At 59.0% G+C, this 19,919-nt stretch carries 19 protein-coding genes; 6 read left to right on the top strand and 13 right to left on the bottom strand.

The window, feature by feature from the left end:
• Positions 1 to 978 precede the first annotated feature (978 nt).
• Positions 979 to 2,376 (top strand): hypothetical protein, encoded by a 1,398-nt coding sequence (locus B6V73_RS19795; RefSeq protein WP_143597953.1) that lies wholly within the window; start codon positions 979 to 981, stop codon positions 2,374 to 2,376.
• 80 nt (positions 2,377 to 2,456) lie between these two features.
• Here the strand turns inward: B6V73_RS19795 and B6V73_RS19790 are convergent, their stop codons facing one another.
• Positions 2,457 to 2,738, bottom strand: a complete 282-nt coding sequence (locus tag B6V73_RS19790) for a hypothetical protein (protein ID WP_088726249.1) — start codon at positions 2,736 to 2,738, stop codon at positions 2,457 to 2,459.
• A gap of 88 nt (positions 2,739 to 2,826) precedes the next feature.
• The gene (locus tag B6V73_RS19785) at positions 2,827 to 4,125 is read right to left on the bottom strand and encodes a DUF5623 domain-containing protein (protein WP_088726248.1); all 1,299 of its coding nucleotides are present in this window, start codon (positions 4,123 to 4,125) and stop codon (positions 2,827 to 2,829) included.
• Between the two features lie 279 nt (positions 4,126 to 4,404).
• Here B6V73_RS19785 and B6V73_RS19780 point away from each other — a divergent pair, with 279 nt between their 5' ends.
• Entirely contained in the window at positions 4,405 to 5,460 is a 1,056-nt protein-coding gene (locus B6V73_RS19780; RefSeq protein WP_088726247.1) for a hypothetical protein, read from the top strand.
• A complete protein-coding gene (locus B6V73_RS19775) occupies positions 5,454 to 6,212 on the top strand; it encodes a hypothetical protein (RefSeq protein ID WP_088726246.1) in 759 nt (252 codons plus the stop codon). The genes B6V73_RS19780 and B6V73_RS19775 overlap by 7 nt, the downstream gene beginning before the upstream one ends.
• Before the next feature lie 55 nt (positions 6,213 to 6,267).
• On the opposite strand, the gene B6V73_RS19770 is transcribed toward B6V73_RS19775, so the two are convergent.
• Genes B6V73_RS19770 through B6V73_RS19755 form a run of 4 tightly spaced genes read right to left on the bottom strand, consistent with a single transcriptional unit; the run spans position 6,268 to position 9,164 of the window.
• Complete coding sequence (locus B6V73_RS19770) at positions 6,268 to 6,744, bottom strand: hypothetical protein (RefSeq protein ID WP_088726245.1); 477 nt, start codon at positions 6,742 to 6,744, stop codon at positions 6,268 to 6,270.
• Between the two features lie 5 nt (positions 6,745 to 6,749).
• Positions 6,750 to 7,949 carry a nucleotidyltransferase gene (locus tag B6V73_RS19765; protein ID WP_088726244.1) on the bottom strand — a complete coding sequence of 400 codons (1,200 nt, stop codon included), beginning with the start codon at positions 7,947 to 7,949 and terminating at the stop codon, positions 6,750 to 6,752.
• Positions 7,946 to 8,932 carry a CBASS cGAMP-activated phospholipase gene (locus B6V73_RS19760; RefSeq protein WP_088726243.1) on the bottom strand — a complete coding sequence of 329 codons (987 nt, stop codon included), beginning with the start codon at positions 8,930 to 8,932 and terminating at the stop codon, positions 7,946 to 7,948. The genes B6V73_RS19765 and B6V73_RS19760 overlap by 4 nt, the downstream gene beginning before the upstream one ends.
• Before the next feature lie 7 nt (positions 8,933 to 8,939).
• Positions 8,940 to 9,164 (bottom strand): DUF2188 domain-containing protein, encoded by a 225-nt coding sequence (locus B6V73_RS19755; RefSeq protein WP_088726242.1) that lies wholly within the window; start codon positions 9,162 to 9,164, stop codon positions 8,940 to 8,942.
• A gap of 103 nt (positions 9,165 to 9,267) precedes the next feature.
• Between B6V73_RS19755 and B6V73_RS19750 the strand changes: the two genes are divergently transcribed.
• On the top strand, positions 9,268 to 10,338 hold the full coding sequence (locus B6V73_RS19750) for an XRE family transcriptional regulator (RefSeq protein ID WP_088726241.1): 1,071 nt from the start codon (positions 9,268 to 9,270) through the stop codon (positions 10,336 to 10,338).
• 8 nt (positions 10,339 to 10,346) lie between these two features.
• A complete protein-coding gene (locus B6V73_RS19745) occupies positions 10,347 to 10,850 on the top strand; it encodes a PIN domain-containing protein (protein WP_088726240.1) in 504 nt (167 codons plus the stop codon).
• Between the two features lie 87 nt (positions 10,851 to 10,937).
• Here B6V73_RS19745 and B6V73_RS19740 read toward each other — a convergent pair whose 3' ends face one another.
• Genes B6V73_RS19740 through B6V73_RS19725 form a run of 4 tightly spaced genes read right to left on the bottom strand, consistent with a single transcriptional unit; the run spans position 10,938 to position 14,474 of the window.
• Entirely contained in the window at positions 10,938 to 12,095 is a 1,158-nt protein-coding gene (locus B6V73_RS19740) for a HEPN-associated N-terminal domain-containing protein (protein WP_088726239.1), read from the bottom strand.
• A gap of 59 nt (positions 12,096 to 12,154) precedes the next feature.
• Positions 12,155 to 12,895: a UPF0489 family protein gene (locus B6V73_RS19735; protein WP_088726238.1), complete on the bottom strand. Its 741-nt coding sequence runs from the start codon at positions 12,893 to 12,895 to the stop codon at positions 12,155 to 12,157.
• A gap of 38 nt (positions 12,896 to 12,933) precedes the next feature.
• Positions 12,934 to 13,524, bottom strand: a complete 591-nt coding sequence (locus B6V73_RS19730; RefSeq protein ID WP_088726237.1) for an SMC-Scp complex subunit ScpB — start codon at positions 13,522 to 13,524, stop codon at positions 12,934 to 12,936.
• On the bottom strand, positions 13,521 to 14,474 hold the full coding sequence (locus B6V73_RS19725) for a DUF1403 family protein (protein WP_088726236.1): 954 nt from the start codon (positions 14,472 to 14,474) through the stop codon (positions 13,521 to 13,523). Before B6V73_RS19725 ends, B6V73_RS19730 begins: the two co-directional genes overlap by 4 nt.
• A gap of 113 nt (positions 14,475 to 14,587) precedes the next feature.
• On the opposite strand from B6V73_RS19725, the gene B6V73_RS19720 reads away from it, so the two are divergent.
• Positions 14,588 to 15,697, top strand: coding sequence for a tyrosine-type recombinase/integrase (locus B6V73_RS19720; protein WP_008335646.1), 1,110 nt, complete (start codon positions 14,588 to 14,590; stop codon positions 15,695 to 15,697).
• Positions 15,698 to 15,709: 12 nt separating this feature from the next.
• On the opposite strand, the gene repC is transcribed toward B6V73_RS19720, so the two are convergent.
• From repC to B6V73_RS19705, 3 genes are all read right to left on the bottom strand, one after another.
• A complete protein-coding gene (gene repC, locus B6V73_RS19715; RefSeq protein ID WP_081940158.1) occupies positions 15,710 to 16,990 on the bottom strand; it encodes a plasmid replication protein RepC in 1,281 nt (426 codons plus the stop codon).
• A 226-nt stretch (positions 16,991 to 17,216) separates the two neighbouring features.
• Positions 17,217 to 18,239 carry a ParB N-terminal domain-containing protein gene (locus tag B6V73_RS19710; protein ID WP_037207731.1) on the bottom strand — a complete coding sequence of 341 codons (1,023 nt, stop codon included), beginning with the start codon at positions 18,237 to 18,239 and terminating at the stop codon, positions 17,217 to 17,219.
• Positions 18,236 to 19,591, bottom strand: a complete 1,356-nt coding sequence (locus B6V73_RS19705) for a ParA family protein (RefSeq protein WP_009804235.1) — start codon at positions 19,589 to 19,591, stop codon at positions 18,236 to 18,238. Before B6V73_RS19705 ends, B6V73_RS19710 begins: the two co-directional genes overlap by 4 nt.
• Positions 19,592 to 19,919 lie beyond the last annotated feature (328 nt).

The raw sequence follows: 19,919 nt of genomic DNA, 5'->3' as shown, positions 1-19,919 counted from the left end.
GAAAAAGATCGGCGACAACCTTTGTGGACGGGACGACAGCTGCGACCAGCATGTCATGCAACTCAGACAAAGGGAGACGTGCTGTGGCCGTGAAGGAAACTGGGTGAACTGGAAACAGAGATGCTGCGGGGGGCGGTGTCTTCTCTGTCTTCTTGCCCCGATCCGGACCCGGACGTGTCAGAGCTTTGCCTGACCCTGGCTCGCGTGCCGCGACGGCTGGTTTCCGTGGCACCGTGATGCGTGTTGTCTGGAAGAGCAGCAGGCAGACCGTCGAAGCCTCGACACCGTGCTCGGCTCACCCGGATTTCGAACGGTCCCTCTACGGCAGCCCCATAACTTGCGATCCGCGCATCACGACCATCGCCGGCTTTATGCCAGCTGCGGCCAATGCGATCGTGCGGTCGTCGACCATCGTTTGCGACCCAGGATGACGGGGCGGCACAGCATGTCCGGCAAAGCATGGAAAAACACCGGCCGAGACGCGAGGCAAGAGATCCCTGATGTCACGCGTCCGCCCCAGCGACCGAAACCGGAATGGCCGAGATGAAGCGTTGTCACGACCATGCGACGGCTGGGCGGGCTGGCTCCGGAGGAGACTGCCCGCCCAGCGGCACGTCGCAGGGAGAGGCGGCGTTTCAGCTCGGGGAGGGCGGCTGCGTGCAGCCGACCGAGTAGGGCGCGGTCCTGTCCAAAGGGCAGGAGGGGCCAAGATCATCGAGAGGGGCCCACAGGTAGTTGCTTGCCGAACGTCCACGATGTAAGCTCGAGAAGCTCACTTGGGGCTGGCGCGCTGTAAAGTACAGGTCGGCGCAGCAGGTGGAAACCAACCCAGCGAACCTGATCCGGGCCCATTGGATCCTGGTTTGCCGAGCTTCTGGATATTCATCGGTTTGCTCAATCAGCTGCGCGCTTTCCGACTCCTGCTATAGGGCCCACGGCTTGAATTGGTTTCGGAGGCACGCCAGAGGAATGAGCAAAATGAACCTGAACACTGATGTGCAGTCAGCCGAGACCTTCCCGATCAAGCTCGAAGACCTGTCAAAAGGCGTCGACCGAATTCTGGAAAGATGGACCGGCGAAAATCGCCCTACCAAGCTGACACTTTTGAACGATCTTGCCGCCGCAATCTCCCCAGGCTCAAACTGGGGGGCGCTGAAAGCGAAACAAACCAAGCGAGCCCACCCACAGACGGGGCAGAACACCAGTTTCATCCCCGCAATCAATCGAAGCGCAAAAGAATTCCCCGCGCGCTTGGCCGAAGTGAAGAACACAGGGAATGGAGTTGACCTCGCCTATCTGGTCGAAGAAGCCCGCCCGCTATTTACGATGCGGCACGCAGGCGATCCGATCATTGGATTAGAACTCAGCGTCGTGGAAGGGAATGGGTACAGCGAGGCATCCATCTACGCAAAACTGATCTTGAATCGTGGGGACGCCATTGGCATCGCCGAAGCATATGCATCCGACCTGGAACCGATCGCCGCGCAACTCGTCTTCAACGCAATCCAAAACCTGAACTCCATCGAATTGTACCCCACCTTGGCGCAGAATGCTTGCAGTGCGCTTCGGATCGTTGTTGGCCCCTTCGATTGCGTGCTTTCTATTCCGGAGTTCTATGGGCGTACGCCCGACGAAAGCCATGCTTCTCAAGGGGTGCGGGTCCTTCTTGATGAAGGCGATACGCCGTCGGTCACCGATCTAGATGTGGCGTTGCGCCTGTTATCGGCAGTGGCCCCCCATCTCGGCCAGAAACAATTCGTGGAACATGGGAGCATCCGGTTCAGGCTGTCCCAGCCACTCACGCAGGTTTGGGAACCGATTGGGTTTGCGACGCCTGACCTTCTCGATGATCGGCCCATGTTCTGGATTCCTGACGGCGAATACTGGGCGCATGAAGGCGATAGCTACCTCCTCGATCACAACATTTGGACGCACAGTACACTTGGCGAGCCGCTTGATCTGGCGTTGGCACTGATCAATATCGACGACCCGGATGTCTACGTGAGGGTCGCGCTGACCCCGATGCCAAAGAGGTCGCAGAGAGCCAGCCAACGACAAGAGAACTGGCGGGGCGGGTTTCATCGAGGCTTTCAGGTTCTCCGGATACGAGAGGGTGAACCAGCTCAAAAACTTCACCTAGACGACCAAACGAAAGAACGTTTCGAGAGAGGGTTCTTCGGGTGGGCTATTCACGAAGGGCACGAGGTTGTTGTGGACAGAGCCCGAACAAGAACTGAAGCGCTCATTCCACGGGACTTGAGGCGTGCCTCGCAGCACCTCCTTCAGGTGGAGGCAATTATGAACGGTGCCGACCCAACGGACAAAGAGCTATTGCGTCGTATCCGGGAGGGAAAGGGTAGCGATCAGGCTGGCTAGCGATCTGTTTTGCTTCGTCTGCAACGAACAAGCGAGGCAAAGGTTTGCCTCGCTTTACCGCCTTGCATCCTCGCTGGTAGCTACTGAACGACTATGCTTTCACCAAGCGCAAAAGCGGCCAGTGCAGGATAGCGCGAGAACACTCCCTGCTCTCCCAAGGCGATCTTGAGAAGCCGAGACTGCGCATCAGCAATCGAGCTCGGGTCATCGGGGTTCAACTGACGAAAGATCGCAAGGACGGGCATGGCGACTTCAACAGTCGTGGCAAGTGTCCCACGTTCACTGAACTCATTGTTGAAAGCTCCGTTGCCGATATCGTCGACCAAAGCAAAAGCTTCCCTACAAATTTCCGGATAGTCCATGATCAGAGGTTTCCCTTGCCTTGATATTGAACGCGCCTAGAAGAGAGCGGTTGCGAGCCAAATAATCCTTTGGCGCGCAACGCAAAAGTTATCTCACCTTTTCTATCATCGATACGGACATTTCAATGCGCCGGAGCTGCCGGCGAAGTGGGGCGCAATCCGGATAAGCGTTCTTCAACATCCGTGCTATCATACGAAGGGCTGCAACAACGTCGTCAGCAGAGGTCAATGCCTGCAGAAACGCCTGATCCTCATCGGTTCGAGTATAGTAGACTTCGAAGAACTCAGGGCCGTCGAGTTGCCCCCGATCAATCTCAAGGCTGAGCCAATCCTCGAGCTCCGACCGAAGCGAATTCAACCGCGTATAGACCCCGCCTGACGCATACTGCGACGACATCACTGTCTTGATCACGCGGCCTGCCTGCACATGGCCATCAATTCCGAGTTCACCAGCTGGACGGCGGCGCGAACACCCGGGGTTGTAGTTATAGGGCACGGTGGCCTTGCTCGGAGAGGGATAGATCATCCCCTTGCACCTTGCGCGGCGTTCGTCCTGTTTCGTCTTGGCCATTGGGCTGAGAAACGTCTCCCATGAAGGTACAGATTCTCCCGTCCAGTTTTCGCTGACGACTGGCTCTGGCATGGCATTGATCTTTTCCATCAGAGCGTCAACGTCGTATCCTGAGCGTGTGTCGATACCGACATAGAGATCGCAATCGTAGGGCCGATACATCCCGGGCCAAGACGCCTTTTCAAGCCGCCAGCCGTTGCGGGTCGCCCATGCTGCGCGATTTGAATCGTCGGGCGCGTTGCCATAGGGCTCGTCAATCAGGACGAATTGACTACTGGCCGGATCTACCCAGTCTGTCGAATGGTCGATATTGGGCAGTTTGTCGGTGTCCAGAATTCTGGGGTAGTTCCTGCGGTCTCGGTTTGGTCGCAGTCCGGTATGCTCCATGAAACGAAGCGAACGCTCAGCTGCACAAAGCCGATCCCGCGCATATTCTTGCTTGTGGGCAATGTCATCACAGACAAAATGGTCATCGGCAACCATTCGAAGGTTTCCGAATCCGCGAACATATCTGAGCGCACTTTTAGGGCAGAGTTCGAGGATAGGCTTGGAAAGCTCGATCCGCAGTGTTTCCCGCCCGCAGCGATGGCCGCGCTCCTTGTCGATCCAGTAGATCGTCAGCAACACATAGGGCTTGGAGTTCGTGAAACCACTGGTAGGCAAAGTGCGCTGTGCGTGACGAAAGTTGACACAATCGGCAGACTTGGCAGCAAGATCAAGCGCGTCAGAATGCTTGATTCCGTTTGTCTTCTTCAGCTGCTTGGCAAGGCGTTTCACCCCAACAAGGGTGGTAGGTCGTGGACCATCGATCAACATAGCTATCTCCCGGCTTGACACCGAACGTCACTCGCCTACCGCCCTACAAGCCAGAGTGTTAGCTGATGGGGATCGCTAGAAAGATCTTCGGGCAGTGCTGCCTGCAGCTTCGGAACGGCGAGTGCCATGCTCCTGCCAAGAGCGTCTACAAGATAGGACGGATCGCACCATCATGCAACTGGCATCTGACCGCGTCGCCGCCTGCGGAAGCACGGTCGGCACAGGGATCACGGTTCGCAGCGACGATACTAACATTATCCTTGAAAACTAACACTATCAATGTTAGCTTCCAAATTCATGTTAGAAGCGGATCAGAAATCCTGCCAGGACCTCATCAAGGATGCGCAGTCTCACCTGCGTACAACGCTTCATGTGCCAGCCAGCCTGAAGGCCTGGGGGAGCAAGAAAGGGTTGCCGCTCTTTCTTGCCAATGGGTTCGAGTACCGACAAACGGAGCTCTTCGGGCATACGATCTTGCTCGTCGTGCCGATGTCAGAGGACGCCAAGAATCCTACAGGCATTTCCAAACAGCTTGGAGCTATCCAACGCCACTTTGAGGGAATCCTCGTATTGGTCCTGGACCACCTATCCGCCTATCAACGCAGCCGGCTCATCGAGGAGTCCGCGGCCTTTATTGTCCCGGGCAATCAACTGTTCATCCCGCAGCTTGCCATGGACCTCCGGGAGCATTTTCGGCGAAGACGCGATTTTGCAGAGGACCAGCTTTCGCCGGCATCGCAGGCACTCTTCTTGCGACACCTGAACCTCAGGGACGTGGAAGACGCACGACCGAGCGATCTCGCGGAAATCTTGCGATACTCGGCAATGTCGATCGGCCGCGCCTTCGAAGAGCTGGAAGCCAGCGAGCTTGCGCATGTGGAAACGCGAGGGCGCAGCAAGCATATCCAGTTCTCCGAAGCTCCTCGAGAATTGTTCGAAGCCGCAGCTTCAAGACTGCGCTCACCGGTCAAAGCCGAACATTGGTTTCGGGCACCCTCCCTGCCGAAGGGCTTCTACGGCAGCCCATTGCCTGAGTATCTGCCAACCGGTGGCGAAAGTGCACTCTCGGAGCGATCGACAATGTCCAGGCCCCGCATCATGCGTTTTGCTGCCGGGCCAAAGGACTGGAAGCGGATTCAAAGTGGCGAGTTTGGGAAAGAGGTCGAACAGGAAGAGGAGCCGAACTTCGCGATCGACGTTTGGTGGTACGACCCCGATATCGTGTCGGGTGCACGTGAGGTCGATGTGCTGTCGCTCTACCTGCAGTTCCGCGATAACCCCGACGAGCGGCTGGAAGCCGCTGCGGAACAATTGTTGGAGCAATTCGCGTGGTAGTCGGTCTGGACAAGTTTCGAGAGCATTTCGCGGACCATGCCGACCATTATGCGGTTATCGGCGGCACCGCATGTTCGATGATTTTCGAGGAGGTCGGCATCGATTTCCGCCAGACCAACGACATCGACATGGTGCTCTGCGTAGAGGTGGTGGATCCGTCCTTCGCACAGTCCCTGAAGGCCTTCCTGGATAGCGGAGGTTACCAGGCGCGCGAACGCAGCAACGGCCGCCGGGAGTTCTACAGGTTCCACAAGCCGACCGACCCATCGTATCCGGCAATGCTCGAGCTCTTTGCGCGAAAGCCCGAAGCGCTGGAAATTCCGGAGGATGCGGGGCTGACGGTGGTGGAGGTTTCGGACGAAACCCTGAGCCTTTCCGCGATCCTGCTGGACACGGACTACTACGAGGCACTCCTTGAGAGCCGTCGCGCCATTGACGATATTCTTGTTCTCGATGAACGCCTGCTCATCCCATTCAAGGCCAGAGCATTCGTCGACCTGTCTCAGCGAAAAGATGATGGCGACGCGAATGCCAAGGGAAGCGATATCAGGAAGCACCGGAACGATGTGTTTAGGTTGCTTCAACTTCTCCCGACCGATCAGCCCATCGAGGTCACCGAGCCACTGAAAGCTGACCTCAGGGCCTATGTGGAGCGGGTGAACGGGCTGACAGACTTCGACCCGAATACATTTGGTGTCCCCATTGATCGAGAAACTGGCCTCGGCCTGATCTCCAGTCTCTACCAACTCTGACAACCACTAGCCGACACGTCTGCGAGCCAAGCTGAGAACGTCGCGGGTGCGAAACTCAACGCATACGGCGCAGGCTGCGGCGCAACGCGCGGTTGCCCTCGTCTGGGTCATCCTCTCCAGGGTGTTTTCCCCCGCCTTTCCAGTCGTCCGACACGATCCATTCCTCGAAATAGACCAGCCAGAGGTGGGTCCAGGGGATGATGGTGAGGTCCAGACGCTTGCTGGCGTCCCATTGCCCGGTCCCGGGCAGATAGAGACAGAGCCGATCCGGGTTGTGGTAGATATGCGGCAGGTCGCGTCCACCGGCGAGCAACCTCAAGTCAGGTTTTACGACCCGAACGTCCGGCGTCCCGTACGTCTCCAGGACAAGAGTGACCTGATACGACCGGGAAAGCGGCGTCGGTTGCGCCTGGAATCGCCACTCTAAACGACCGGGCCCGAGCACACCTTCGCCGGAGATCGTCTTCGACCTCTGAAGGAACAGGTACTGCTGGGGCAATGACAGTCGGTTTCTCGTGGTCGATCCCGCCATCGCGCCTAGTCCCCGAAGAACTCGTTCTTGGGAACGGGCGTCGAAGCGGTCGATTTTTGGGTCGTCAAGCCGACACCGGCACCAAGCATGAGAGCGCCCGTCTTGCGCCCTTCGTTCAGCGCATCCATCCGCCGGTTCATGGTCCGGGCAACAAGTTTGTCACCCAGGCTGTCCTTCATGGAGCCGACAATCGCGTCGAGGCCAACGAGGTCACGCAGGGATTCGAAATCCGCAAGCGCCTTGCCATGCCATTTGTAGAAGGCCTCGACCCGCGCGGGTTCTTCGTTCCAACGCTCGGCAAAATTTTCGCCTTCGGTCGTCTCGTTCCAGACCGCGTAGATTTGGCGGCCATTGACCAACGGGCGTTCGATGAAGACCGGCATCAGACGGATCGTGTCGATCAGCACCTGGAGCTCATCTGCGAACACGTGGCGCCTGACACACATCTCATAGGATCGCATGGCCAGGGTCGTGATGATGATCGAGATCGGCGCGATTTCTTCCTGAACATGCAGGAACTCCAGATCCCGGTGACGCTTCAGGAGCTGCACGGTCCGCCGCAGAATGCCTTTGACGGACTGACGGACTGGGAAGGGCTCGGTCGTGGCCGCATCGCGCTGCGCCGCGATGATCGACTGCGTCATCCTCGGGACAAGGGCCGCCCGTTCGTCGAAGAGGGTCCGATAGGCCCGGGGATTCGTCGCGTGCCAATCCCGCAGCTTGCGATCGGGCACCAGCTCGCCGCCGTTAATGCAGTTCGGATTGGCAATGGTCGGGGAGATATCGAGGTGAAAGTCACTGGCGTAGTTCAGGCGCCAACAGCGCTTCTTTTCTTCCAGGATCGACGCGTAGTAGGCATGTTCGCGCAGGCGCTTGCCAATCGCAGCCTTCAGGCGTGCCGGTGCGATTGCCGGGCCAAGACCGAGGATGAAGCTGATCAGGTCGACATCGAACTCGTCGCGTCCGATTGGTTTGATCGAGGTGCCGAGTGCGCCAGAGCCGTGCAGATATACATGGAGGGAAGCTAGCATCGGGTCGCTCGATCCGGACAACCAGTCCGCGACCGCCTCGTAGCTGGTTCGGGCTTTCTCAAACTGGGTCTGGGTCCATTCCAACTCCTGGCAGATTTCTTCGAGGATCGTGAAGACCTGCGCCCGCCGCTGAATGGCGGTATCGGTGAGGGGGTGCGAGAAGATCTGGTTCATGCCGCGTTCCGTTCGAGTTGATGCACGGGCACGAACGGCTCGGCAGGTTGCTGGAAGAAGATGGGGGTCAGGGTGGGGCTCGCGTGCCGAGCGCTCGAGGCGCCAAGCCCCTTGAGCCTCTGGATCTTGGTGGTGTCGTCGAGGGAAAAGAAACCCTGAGGCACGCTCGGCGAATACCGGTGAACAGCCGTCCGGTCGTGCGGATCGCCTGTCAGATGACGGGCAATGCCGAGCGCTCCGCGGGATTGCCCGTCCATGAAAAGACTGAGGGCCTTCAGCCCGAGACCGGCCTTGCCGGGAGATTCAGGCAACATGTAGACCTCGTCGACACAGCCAAGGCTCAGAATGTGCAGGTCCTTCGGAGACCAGCCGAGCATCGAGATCGCTTCGACGGTCGCGACGCCCACCGGATTGTTGCACCAGGTGCCGCCATCGAGGAGTCCGACATCATCCACCGTCTTGTGGCGCGCAAAATAGGTCGGTGCGGCCGACGTCGCCATCGCCGCGTCGAGGGCAGGCTTCCGGTAATCCTTGGTAAGCCGTGGATGATGCGACGTCTTGTAGATGTAGACGCTGCGCTGATCGGCATCCCAGGCCGGGATCAGCAACCGGGTCTCCGCTTCGCCGATGAGCTTGTCACCGATGACGGCGCGGAGCTCGTCCCGAAGCGTGGATGCCTCGTGCTTGGGCTTGACCAGGTGACGCAGGGCGGCACGCGCGTCCCGGGCCTTTCGCCCCAGCCAACTCTTGTCCCCCGCTTGCCCGAAGATCGTTGGCCCGCGGTTTTCGTAGAGTTCTAGAAGGGTCTTTGCCGGGATGCCGAGGGCGAGGCCGACCGCGAGAATACCCCCGGTTGACGTTCCCGCAATCAGGTCGAAGTAGCGGCCAATCGGTTCATCAAGGTCTTCTTCCAAACCCGCCAGAAAGGCCGCGGGTTGCGTGCCTTTGATGCCACCGCCATCGATGCACAGGATACGTCTCATAATTCACTTAGCCTTCCGGGGGATAGGGGTCTTTGCCGTAGGTGTTGCGCTCGCGGATGCGACCGTTGGTTCCGTGGATCAGCATTTCCGAGCCCTGATTGCGGGCGATGTCCCGCGCCTGGGTGATTGCGGCTTGCTGCGTCGGGTGGATGGCCGTTGCCTTCGAATTGCCGGCGCCTTTCACGGCCCAACCGTCTTTGTGGGGAACAACATGCTGATTTTTCTTGGTCATTTTAATCTCCAAGTGCCTTTTTTCCTTGACGATTCGTCAATCTTGTGTTGATATATACAGTATTAAATGTCGTTTATCAACCGACGTTTTACGGGAGCAGACCATGTTTGGACAACGGTTGCGATTGGCCCGCAAGAAGGCGGGCTTGTCGATGCAGGGGCTTGCCGACCGCACCTCACCAAGGATCACCGCACAGGCCATTAGCAAATACGAGGCGGACAAGATGAACCCGTCCTCCTCGGTCCTCGTCGGACTGAGCAAGGCGCTTGGCGTGTCACTCGATTTCCTGATGGGAGGCCAGGTCGAGGAACTCGTCGGCATCGAATTTCGCAAGCACTCCAGCACCTCTGCGAGCGATCGCGCTCATGCGGAAGCCATCGTCATAGAAATGCTAGAGGACTACTTGGCGATCGAGGACATTCTCGAGATCGCGCCGCCGGGTGACCCATTCGGCGATCTGGTGACCGATGTCGTCGCGAGGTACGAAGATCTGGACGTGCTCGCGCGCAAGCTGCGAAAGCACTGGAAGCTTGGCAACGACCCTATTCCCAGCATGTCGCGGCTGCTCGAGGACAAGGGCATAAAGGTCATCGAAGCCGATTTCGCCGAGCGCTTCGATGGGCTGGCCTGCGAGGTACGTCGCAGTGAAGGCCGCAGTTCCACCGATGTCGTCGTGGTTTCAAGCCGCACCAATGTCGAGCGCAGGCGGTTCAATCTGGCCCATGAACTCGCGCACCGTGTCATTCGGGCGACCGGAAACTCGGCGGTCAAACTCGAGAAGGCGATGAACCGTTTTGCCGGTGCGTTCCTGATACCAACCGATCATTTGATCGAAGAGGCCGGTCCCTCGCGCAGTGGCATGACCTACATGGAGATCATGCGGCTGAAGCGGCTCTATGGCGTGTCGGCAGCAGCGATGCTGATGCGCCTCGGACAGGTTGGCATCCTGCCCCAGTCGATGATCGACTACGCGTTCCGGACCTACGCACGGCGCTGGCGCACCAGCGAGCCGGACGAGATACGGGATGATGAGGGGTTCGGCGCTTTCGAGCATCCGCAGCGTTTTGAACGCCTGGTCTGGCGTGCGCTAGGAGAAGAACTGATCTCGCCGGTGCGCGCCGCTCAGATGCTGCACCTCTCGCTGCCCACCGTTGAAGAGAACATCAGAGGATAGTCCGTCTCGTGGCCCGCGTGATCGTCAACGACGCCAGCTGTTTGATCGATCTTCGGAAGGGTCGGTTGTTGCACGTCCTGTGCGCCCTACCCTACGAGTTCATCGTACCGCTTCCCGTGCGCGCGAGCGAGATCCTGGATTTCACACCTCAGGAATGGGCGCTCCTCGACGGAAGCGGCATGGCGACGTATGACCTGCCGCCGGCCCAAGTCGGCCAGGCATTCGAATTCAGGAAGCGGCACGGGCGTCTGTCGGCGAACGATTGCTTTTGTCTCGTGACGGCACAGGTGCATGCGGAAGCTATTTTGCTCACCGGAGACCGTCTGCTGCGGCGCGTCGCCGAGGACAACGGGATCGCCGCGCATGGCGTTCTATGGGTGGTCGACCAACTACTGAGGGACAGCCTTTGTGACCCCAAGTTGCTTGAAACGGCATTGAGGCTTTGGCGGGACGACAAGGCGGTCTTTTTGCCAAATCAACTCATCGATAACCTGCTGCGTCGGGTGCGATAGCGGCGGCATGGCGTTCCACCTGATGGTGACGACGCGGATCAAGTACCGCCAAGAAACCTCCATCTCCTGAGCAGCAGGAAGGACAGGTCATGGATATTCAACCTCTACAAGCCGCAGCCAAGCACCATCTTCGGACGCATCGGCATCGACGACGTTTTCAGGGCCGGCAAAGAGCACGACATTGGCGGCCGTAGACCCCAAAGCCGAAACGTAGCGGATGCCGTGGGGGCTTCCTGCAGAGAATGACCAGTCCCTGAAGAACTCAGTAACGATCTGCGTCGGGATGTAGTCGACATTCACACGATTGTCCTGCTCGACCGGCTCCGCCATCTCGCGAGTCAGTTGGTGCAGAAACGACAGGCCCTGACGAACCCGCCGAGGCGCACTCGAAAAGAACCCCGGAATCCGTGGAAGCTCGGCAAGGTCGACCAGGATGATCGGCATCTCGGTTTGGAAGCGCGCCAATACAGGCTCCTTCGCGCGAGCCTCGGCGATTGCAGAGGGACCATCTTCAGCCCCGTAGAACATTGGGATCCCCGGCGGGTTCATTCGGTTTGACTGCAGACAGATGCGGGCGGGTGGCGGGCCAAGGGCGGCAGCCGTAGGTTCGAATGGCGGCACGGTTTGGTTCCGCACGCGATAGTAGGATTGCCCAACAGGCACCGAGCGCACCAATCCGAGTTCATCGATGAGCTCTGCGAGTTCGACAAGAAACATTCCAGCAGAGCGTTCATCCGGGTGCGACACATCGCTTGCGCCGACAGAGTGAAAAAAGAACCTTCTCTCCGACATCGTGATGCGCCGAAAATCGCGCCAGCTATACGTCATGCTGTCGTCGAATTCGAGGGAAAGCCAGTCGTACTCGCACCAGACGTCGTCCTCGATCTCGCAGAGCAGATCGTCCATCAGCCGGTCATGATCTCGAGCTTCGATAGTCAGACCAATCTCGTCGAAGAGCAGTTCTTGCGTATCCCAATGCGACCCCAGGTAACCACCTTCACGGGAATTGTAGGGCAACTGGTCGACCGCGGTGCCGTAGAATGTTCCCATCCTGCGCTCGATGAACTCCGCGATTACTTCAAGGGGCAAAACCTTCCGGCGACGTGCGTGGCAATAGCTGCACCGACCGGGGTCCCCATCATTCCGGATGACGTCCTTGAGATCTTCGTCGCCAAAGCACTTTGTGCAGACGTATCTGTCGGAAATGCTGTCCTGTCGGAAGTTGGCGGGGTCGATGCGGCTCATGCTGTAAGGTATCAAAGGATTGGGGGATCGATAAACTCTGGCTGTAGGTATCTGTCTCGCTACATGGGTTCAACAACATCCGGAAGCTGGAATGCCAGATCGAGTCGCTCCAGAATCCGGGCAGCCAGGGCCTCGGTCGCCGCCCAGCTTGGTGTATAGCTATCCGGCGTCAGGCAAAGCGTAAGAACTCTGATCGTGCCACGATCCATCGCATCCTTGAGGCCTGAAGCGACGGCATCAATGTAGTCATCGGAGACCATCATGCGAATGTCAGACTCAAACTGGCAGTAGAAGTAATCCAGGTCGATGTTGACGATCCATGGCGCTTCCCTTTCGGCAAGCCAATACGAGAGGTTCTCGGGTAGTTCCCATGGCGAACTGTACATCGGATGGCCGAAGTTCGGTGAGTCCCCATCTTCATGGGTTAGGCATCGGAATGTCGTGAGGCTGTCCCCGAACTCCCGCAGGTAGATGGAGAGATAGTTGTCCCAGCGGATGACAGAACAATCGAAGCCGTCGCTCCGGTAGGTCTTTCCGAGGTAAGCGTCGATCCCAGCCGCCCAACTTGGCAAATGTTTAAGCCATTCATCCAAACGGCTCTGAAGTGCGTCGGGATGACGGTCGATGTGTATGAGGGAATGGGATGCGGTGAGATCGAGTTCCTGCAGCCAGCACCACAGGGCTGCACGATGATTGTCCATCACGTAGACATTGCCTGCTCTACAGAGAAAGTTCTGTTCGACGGACCCTGAATGGTTTCGTCCCTTGAAGGGGACGATCCACTCCCATTCGGTTGTCATTCGTGTTCGCCTTTCAATGCTACTCAACCCTCATTTCTTTAGAGTTCCAGTTCTGGCAGGTCACGCAAGCTTTCCAGATCAAACGTCACCAGGAAGGTCTCCGTGGTCACGAAGGTATGCGGCGCACCGGGTCGCGGCGAGCGCGGTCCGCTCGCGATCAGGTCCTTGTAGCGCAGCCGGGCCAGCAGATCGCGGCTCACCTCCTTGCCGAAGATGTCGGCCAGACCCGCCCGGTCGATCGGCTGGTGATAGGCGATGGCGCAGAGCACCCCCATTTCCATCTCGGTGAAGGAGAGCGGCTGGTCACCCAGATCGGCGGCGGCCTTGATGGCATCAGAGAACTGGGACTTGGTCCGGAACATCCAGCCGCCGGCCACCTGAGCCAGCTCGTAGGGCCGCCCTGTCAGCTCCGCCTGGATGTCGTCGATCAGCATCTCGACCGAAGCCCCCTGCCCCACCACGCGCGCCAGGTCCTCACGGCCGACCGGCGAGGCACTCGCAAAGAGCACCGCCTCGATCCGGCCCATCCACTCGCGCCAGCGCAGCTCCTGTGGCAGGTCGTCGAGCTCCCGGTCAAAGACGGCGCCGCCTTCCTCCACCGGTTTCCGCTTTCTGGTCGCGACATTCATGATGCGATCCCATAAAGCCGGAAGGTCGGTCGCCCGGTCAACTCCTGCGCCACGCCCAGCTCGACCAGACGGTCGCAGAACCGTCGCGCCGCGCGGTCGGACATCGGAATGTTGGTGCCACGGATGCGCGGCGACAACATCGAGGCCGGGGCCACGGCATCCTCGGTCAGGAACAGGTCGACCGCGGCCTCCGACCCTTTGGCCCGCAGCTTCGGGGCGACGACCCGAAGCGCCTCGGCGCGGCAGGCGAGGCCCCGCGCCAACCGGATCGTCTTTTCGATGGACTCGAGGATCCGCACCTGGACTGCGAGCTCAGCCCCCTGCCCGTTCGAGGTCAGGTTCCGCAGCGCCGCCTTCGTCAGCCGCCGCGCAGAAATCGGCAACACCGTCTTCCAGTTCAGCAGGCGCGCCAGGACGATGTCTGAAAGCAGGCAGGCGACCCGCTCCGCCCGATCGTCGGCATGGAGCACGTCTCGCAGAACGGCCCCGCTGCCCGCCAACGGCCCATGCGTACGGGCGCGCTCCAATCCCGCATCAAGCCAGACGCCCGCCTCGCCCGCGTACTCTGCGCCAACCAGGTCGGCAATCTCGTCAGTTTCGCCCGCTCGCGGGCGCACGGTGTCTCTCCAGAACGCCAGCAGATCGCCATCGGGTCCCCTTGCCTCGCCCGGCGGCGTCAGATGATAGGCGTCGCGGATATCCGCCTCTCGCGCCAGCCGTCCTTCCAGTTTCGACGTCGCCGTCGCAGCGCTGAGCGCTAGCCGGTTGGCCAGCAGTCTGACCGGCACGCCAAACTTGGGATCGCCGATCAGCTGATCGAGCACTGTTAGTGCAGCGCCCGACCGAAAGGCCACAGTTTCAGGGGTTTTCGCACGCCCGGAGGTGACCCAACCGGGCAACTGCGGTAGCGTGTGAGGGTCGTGGGAGATCGGGGCGGGCTGGTATGTCATGCCACAAGGATATCCCGTCACGGCGCTTTCGTCCACAATATACGGTATAAACCGCCCCACCTTGCTGCTCTCCGCTATGTCCAATAAGTTTGCATTATCGGACACCAAAGAATATGCTCAGCGACATGTCAGAAAACAACGAGAAATCGATCTCAAAGCCGCCAAATGGGCCTTCGGTCAGCGAGAACAACGAGAGAGATCATCCCAGCAGCGAGGCTTTGAGCCTTCCTTCCTTTGTGGCTGGTTCAGGCACGCTCGATCGGCTGGTGGATACCGCGCGCGACTATGCGCGCGCCGCGGCCTCGGACAATACGCTGAAGGCCTATGCGAAAGACTGGGCGCATTTCGCGCGCTGGTGCCGGATGAAGGGCGCGGAGACTCTGCCCCCGTCGCCCGAAATGATCGGGCTCTACCTTGCGGACCTGGCGTCCGGAGCGGGCCCCTCCCCTGCCCTATCGGTCAGCACCATCGACCGCCGCCTGTCGGGCCTCGCCTGGAACTATGCGCAGCGCGGCTTTGCCCTCGATCGCAAGAACCGCCATATCGCCACCGTGCTGGCCGGGATCAAACGCAAACACGCCCGTCCGCCGGTGCAAAAGGAAGCGATCCTGGCCGATGACATCCTTGCGATGGTGGCCACCCTGCCTTTTGACCTGCGCGGCCTCAGGGATCGCGCGATCCTGCTGCTGGGCTACGCCGGCGGCCTTCGTCGCTCGGAAATCGTCAGCCTCGATGTCCACAAGGACGACACGCCGGACTCGGGCGGCTGGGTTGAAGTGTTCGACAAGGGCACCCTGCTCACCCTCAATGCCAAGACCGGCTGGCGCGAGGTCGAGATCGGCCGCGGCTCCAAGGATCAGACCTGCCCTGTCCATGCGCTCGAACAATGGCTGCACTTCGCCAAGATCGACTTTGGCCCAATCTTTGTCGGCACCTCGCGGGACGGCAAGAAGGCGCTGGAGACACGCCTCAACGACAAACACGTCGCGCGCCTGATCAAGCGCACCGTGCTCGACGCCGGCATCCGGTCGGACCTGCCTGAGAAAGACCGCCTGGCGCTGTTCTCCGGCCATTCGTTGCGCGCCGGTCTCGCCAGCTCCGCCGAAGTCGACGAGCGCTACGTCCAGAAACACCTCGGCCACGCTTCCGCCGAGATGACCCGCCGCTATCAGCGCCGCCGGGACCGGTTCCGGGTGAACCTGACCAAAGCCGCCGGTCTCTGAGCCCCTGCCCTATCACGCCGCCTGCCCACTGAGCCTACCATAGAAGCTGCGCTCGAGATGCAGCTCCCCTGCCCCGGCCTTCTCGACCATGCCCCGCAGATAGCCGCCCGGCGAGGCAACCTCGCCCGCACTGTGCTTCTCGAAGACGAGGGCAAACGCGGCCGTGGCCACCTGGGTGCCCATTCGGTCCTGCGCCACGTTCCAGGCATGCTCAGAGATCCCGATCATCGGCCTGAGTTGACCGGCAACCCGGTGCAGATCGCCCCAATCTTTCAGGAATCCACCCAAATTCCGCGCCCAGGATGCGAATTCCGGACAGGCCTGCATGATTGTCGGCAGATCGAGCGCTGTCCGCTTCTTGCGTACCTCGGCAACCCAGTCTTCCAGCTCCCTATCAACCCGCTCTTCGGGTTGGGCATTAGGCACCACACCCGCCGCTTCCTCTTTTTCAGAGGAATTACTAGTTACAGGATTAAGTTGGTTTGTAATTAGTATATGAGGTTCAGAAATGACCTCCCTGGGGTTCATTTCTTGAGTCTTCTTCGTGACTTGGGCGTGTTTATCATCGGTGTTTTCCACAGGTTTTGTCGCAACAGTCGCCTTAAGATAAGCCGCCTCGACCCGTTCTTGGAGTTCCTTGAACCATGCCAATAGCCGCTCCAACTGCTCTGAAGCTTCATGACGGCGCGGAAGTCGTTCCAGAAGCTCCTCAAAAAGCCCCGTGAATTGCCTCCAGGGCCCACGCAGAGCGCTGCTGAGAGCTGCCTCGATCCGGGCTCGGATCATCCGGCGCGCCACAGTGATCTGGCGCTTCAGGCGTAGGCAGAGCTCGCGTTCAGCCTGCAACTCAGCATGAAGCTCCTCGAACTCCTCGACACGGGCTGAGAGCGGCGACAGATCGAAGCCATAGGCCTCGACGATGCGGCCATCGACGTCTCTGCGGCCCCACCGCTTGCCATTGGGGCTATCCTGGAAGGAGATCACGCCGATCTCAGCAAGGCGCCGCGCGTGGCGCTTGAGGGCAGACAGCGAAAAACCCGTTTGCTCCATCAGATAGGCGTTCGACGCCCAGACGATCGGACGCTGCCCCTCCTCCCAGTCCTGGGCCTGGGTAAAGGCCCCGAGCGTGTCGAGGAGCAACATGTCTCCGGCCTTCAAGCCGATATGTGCCCCCACGCGCTTAAGTGCCACGAATGCCCGTGTTTTGGGTACTGCTACCCGTTCACCGGCTTGGGCAAGTTGCTCAGCAACCCCAAGACCCGGTGTCGGCTTGCGCCAACCTGTATGTTTCATGCCTGTATCTCACCTCCGTTTATGTGGAGGCAAAAGAAAGCCGTTCGCTCAGGAGCGTTCGTCGTTGACAGTGAATCCTGCGAGACTTATCTTGAAGGTGACCAAACCATTAAGATCAGCTCTCAGGCCACACCGCTTGGGGGCTTTTCTTTTGCCTTTATTTCGATTGTCGTTCCTTTTTGCTCCTTGCCTCGTCGTTCTGGAGGATATGTCGCTGACATTGTCGTCAGTCGGTTTCCTTCCCCGAACCTTCGGCGCTCAAGTAGTCGGCGACTAAATCTCCGAGCTTCTCGAGACGCTCTTGGTCTATCGGCACACCTGCAACCTTGATGGATAGGTTTCCATCGACTGAAGTCGCCGAAAGATTTCGGTTGCCCACCTTGCGTTTGACCGTGAGCTTTCTGGGCTTTGCCTTCGGTTTGAGCTTGGGTTTGTTCACCCTCTCCAAGCTCGCTAAGGCTCCCTGCAAATCACGAAAGCTCATGTCGTAGACATTCTTGAACGCGTTCAAGATCTGATCCTGCGCAGCGAAAACAGACCTCGCTCGTGAGACTAGGCTCTCATGCACGCCAATTTTCTTTGCGAAGGCCACAGCTGTCAGCTTGTCTGCCCCAGAAGCCAACGTTTCATACATTTCACCAATCGAAACCAAACGCTCAAATGGGCTAAGATTCTCGCGCTCCTCATTCTCGCGGAACCGCAGAAACAACATCTCAAACTTGCTGTTCTCGGCGTTTCGCGCTTCCGGCGAAGCGAGGATTGCACGAAGAGGTAAACCCAACTCCGACGCGGCCGCCAGTCGGCGGCGTCCTGTAAGCATGACAAATGGAACACCAGTGACGTTCGACGGCTCCAACGGATCCGGCTCCCAATCCGGATCCTCGGGCCACACCAGAATGGGTGTGTCCTGCCCGTTCGAGGCAATGCTGTTTACCAGAGACCTGAATGCTTCCTGGGACATCCAGTCTTGACGGCGGTCTGTCCCCATCGGATCTGATATCTGGTCTGGCGACAGGCTTATTTCGTGGCGGCCGTTTAAGATATCCGAACAAAGCTCAGCTCTGCTTCGCTCCACAGCGGCTTGCGATTGCGCAAGCGCCCCTGATTTCCAAGCACTGCCGGCCCCCTTGAAAGGAGTAGAAACAGCGTCGCCCGTTTCTGCCCGGCCTTCGGGACCGGGCGTGCGCTCCTTGGATGTGTCGGGACTAGTAGCCTTGCTGACCAGCGACCTTGGAATACTGCGTTTCATGCTTCACCCTCGCCGTCATCTTCATAGAACTCGTCCATCCATGTATTGGCATAACCGCGTTCGAAGCCCGGCCAGAGTCGCGATACTATGGCGTCGTTAACCGCATCGGCATTCGTGATGAACCGGTTGATCCCCTTGCGTTTTCCCGGCGTGTCCGGCTCATATTCGTATACGGATTGATAGACGTCCGACGCATTCGAGATTGCGTCGGAACGCAGATAAAACACCGGCAGAATTTCCGTGGGGCAGTGTTCCAGCAGGTTTCCGATGTGGTTTAGATCCTGCGCATTGGATCGTTGGACGATCGTCGGCAACAGCATGTTGGCACCAGTTCCTATTTCGATCCGTTCATGGGCCAGAATATGCTGAAGCATCCCCAGCAGGCCGGTCACAAAGGTCGACAGCGTTGCGATGTCAAACCCCTTCATGGTTTGCGGGATGACCAGCGAAGTCGACGCAATCACGTTATTCAGCTGGAAAAGTGTCAACGCAGGCTGATAGTCGATGATGATGACATCGAGGGTCTCGGTCAGCGCAGCGTTCAGTCGCTGCTGATCGACCTTGCCCTCGACTACCAATTCGTTGGGCAGCGTTTTTGGCGGGTGGCCCGCTTTCCAGCGATCAAGGGCATCGCGCAGGTAGCGATAGAAGCTCTTTCCGGCGGGGGCCTCTCGCACAAGGCGCGCAATCTGGATCTCTCCCTCAGACGTTTCGCCATGTGCCGGCAGCAGACGCAGCCCCGGCCAGGAGGTCTTTAGAAAGAAGCTGTCGAGCGTCTGCGCATCGTGATCAGTGTATGGCGCATCTTCCGACTGGAAGAGGCCGGCAAAGTCCACCATGGAGGCGGTGTTTTCGTCGGGCATCTGGGGAAGACCTTCACCCCCGACAAAGTAGAGCGTTATCGTGCTTTGCGGGTCTGCATCCATGACACCAACGCGCATGCCGTAATGCAAGCTGAGATACTGCGCAAAATGCGCGGCGCTCAGGCTCTTAGCCGTGCCCCCTTTCTGGCTGGCAAACGAGATGACGGGTAAGGGGGCGTCGGGTTTGCGCCAGGCTAGGTAGTCGTAGGGCCGCTTTGCCGAGGCCGCCAGAAGGGCCCGCATGTGCATCAATTCGGAAAGCGTGAAAACACGCTCTCTTCCAACATATTCGCCCGCGGGAAAGTCGTCGCTCGAATTGGCGAACTTGGTTAGATACTGAATACTGACGTTCATAAACCTTGCGCACTGGCGCATTGACCACGTGCGCTTGATGCGCTGACGCAAGGTGAGTTCCTTGTTCACTGCCACCATCGTGCGCTCAAGCCCACGTGACAGGTCCGTCAAAAACTGTTCTAGACTACCGCTCATTCCTAAGCCCTGACTTCGGTTGGGTCCGAGTTCGACTCGATTCTGCTTCTATGGTAGCACGGTTTTGGAGGAAAAATAAAGATACCACGCGCCTATGAGTTTCAGGCGCTTATTTAGAAGCTCCACCACCCCTAAAACTCCAATCTTGAACGCGTTCAAGATTGGAGTCTTGATGGGCCGGTCGGTGGAGAACCGACCGGCCTTAGCCGTCACGCGGCGTCTTTGGGACCCCAGGGGATGACGGCCTGCAGGGACAGATCGTCCTGGTTCGCGGCCTTGCCGAGGTTGGCGTTGAAGCCGTGGTCGCGGATGGTCAGCGTGTAGTAGT

It is taken from the genome of Thioclava sp. JM3, from assembly GCF_002213185.1.
Lineage (GTDB): Bacteria > Pseudomonadota > Alphaproteobacteria > Rhodobacterales > Rhodobacteraceae > Thioclava > Thioclava nitratireducens.
Note: the sequence above shows the minus strand (reverse complement) of the source record. Positions and strands in the feature narration are given on the sequence as shown.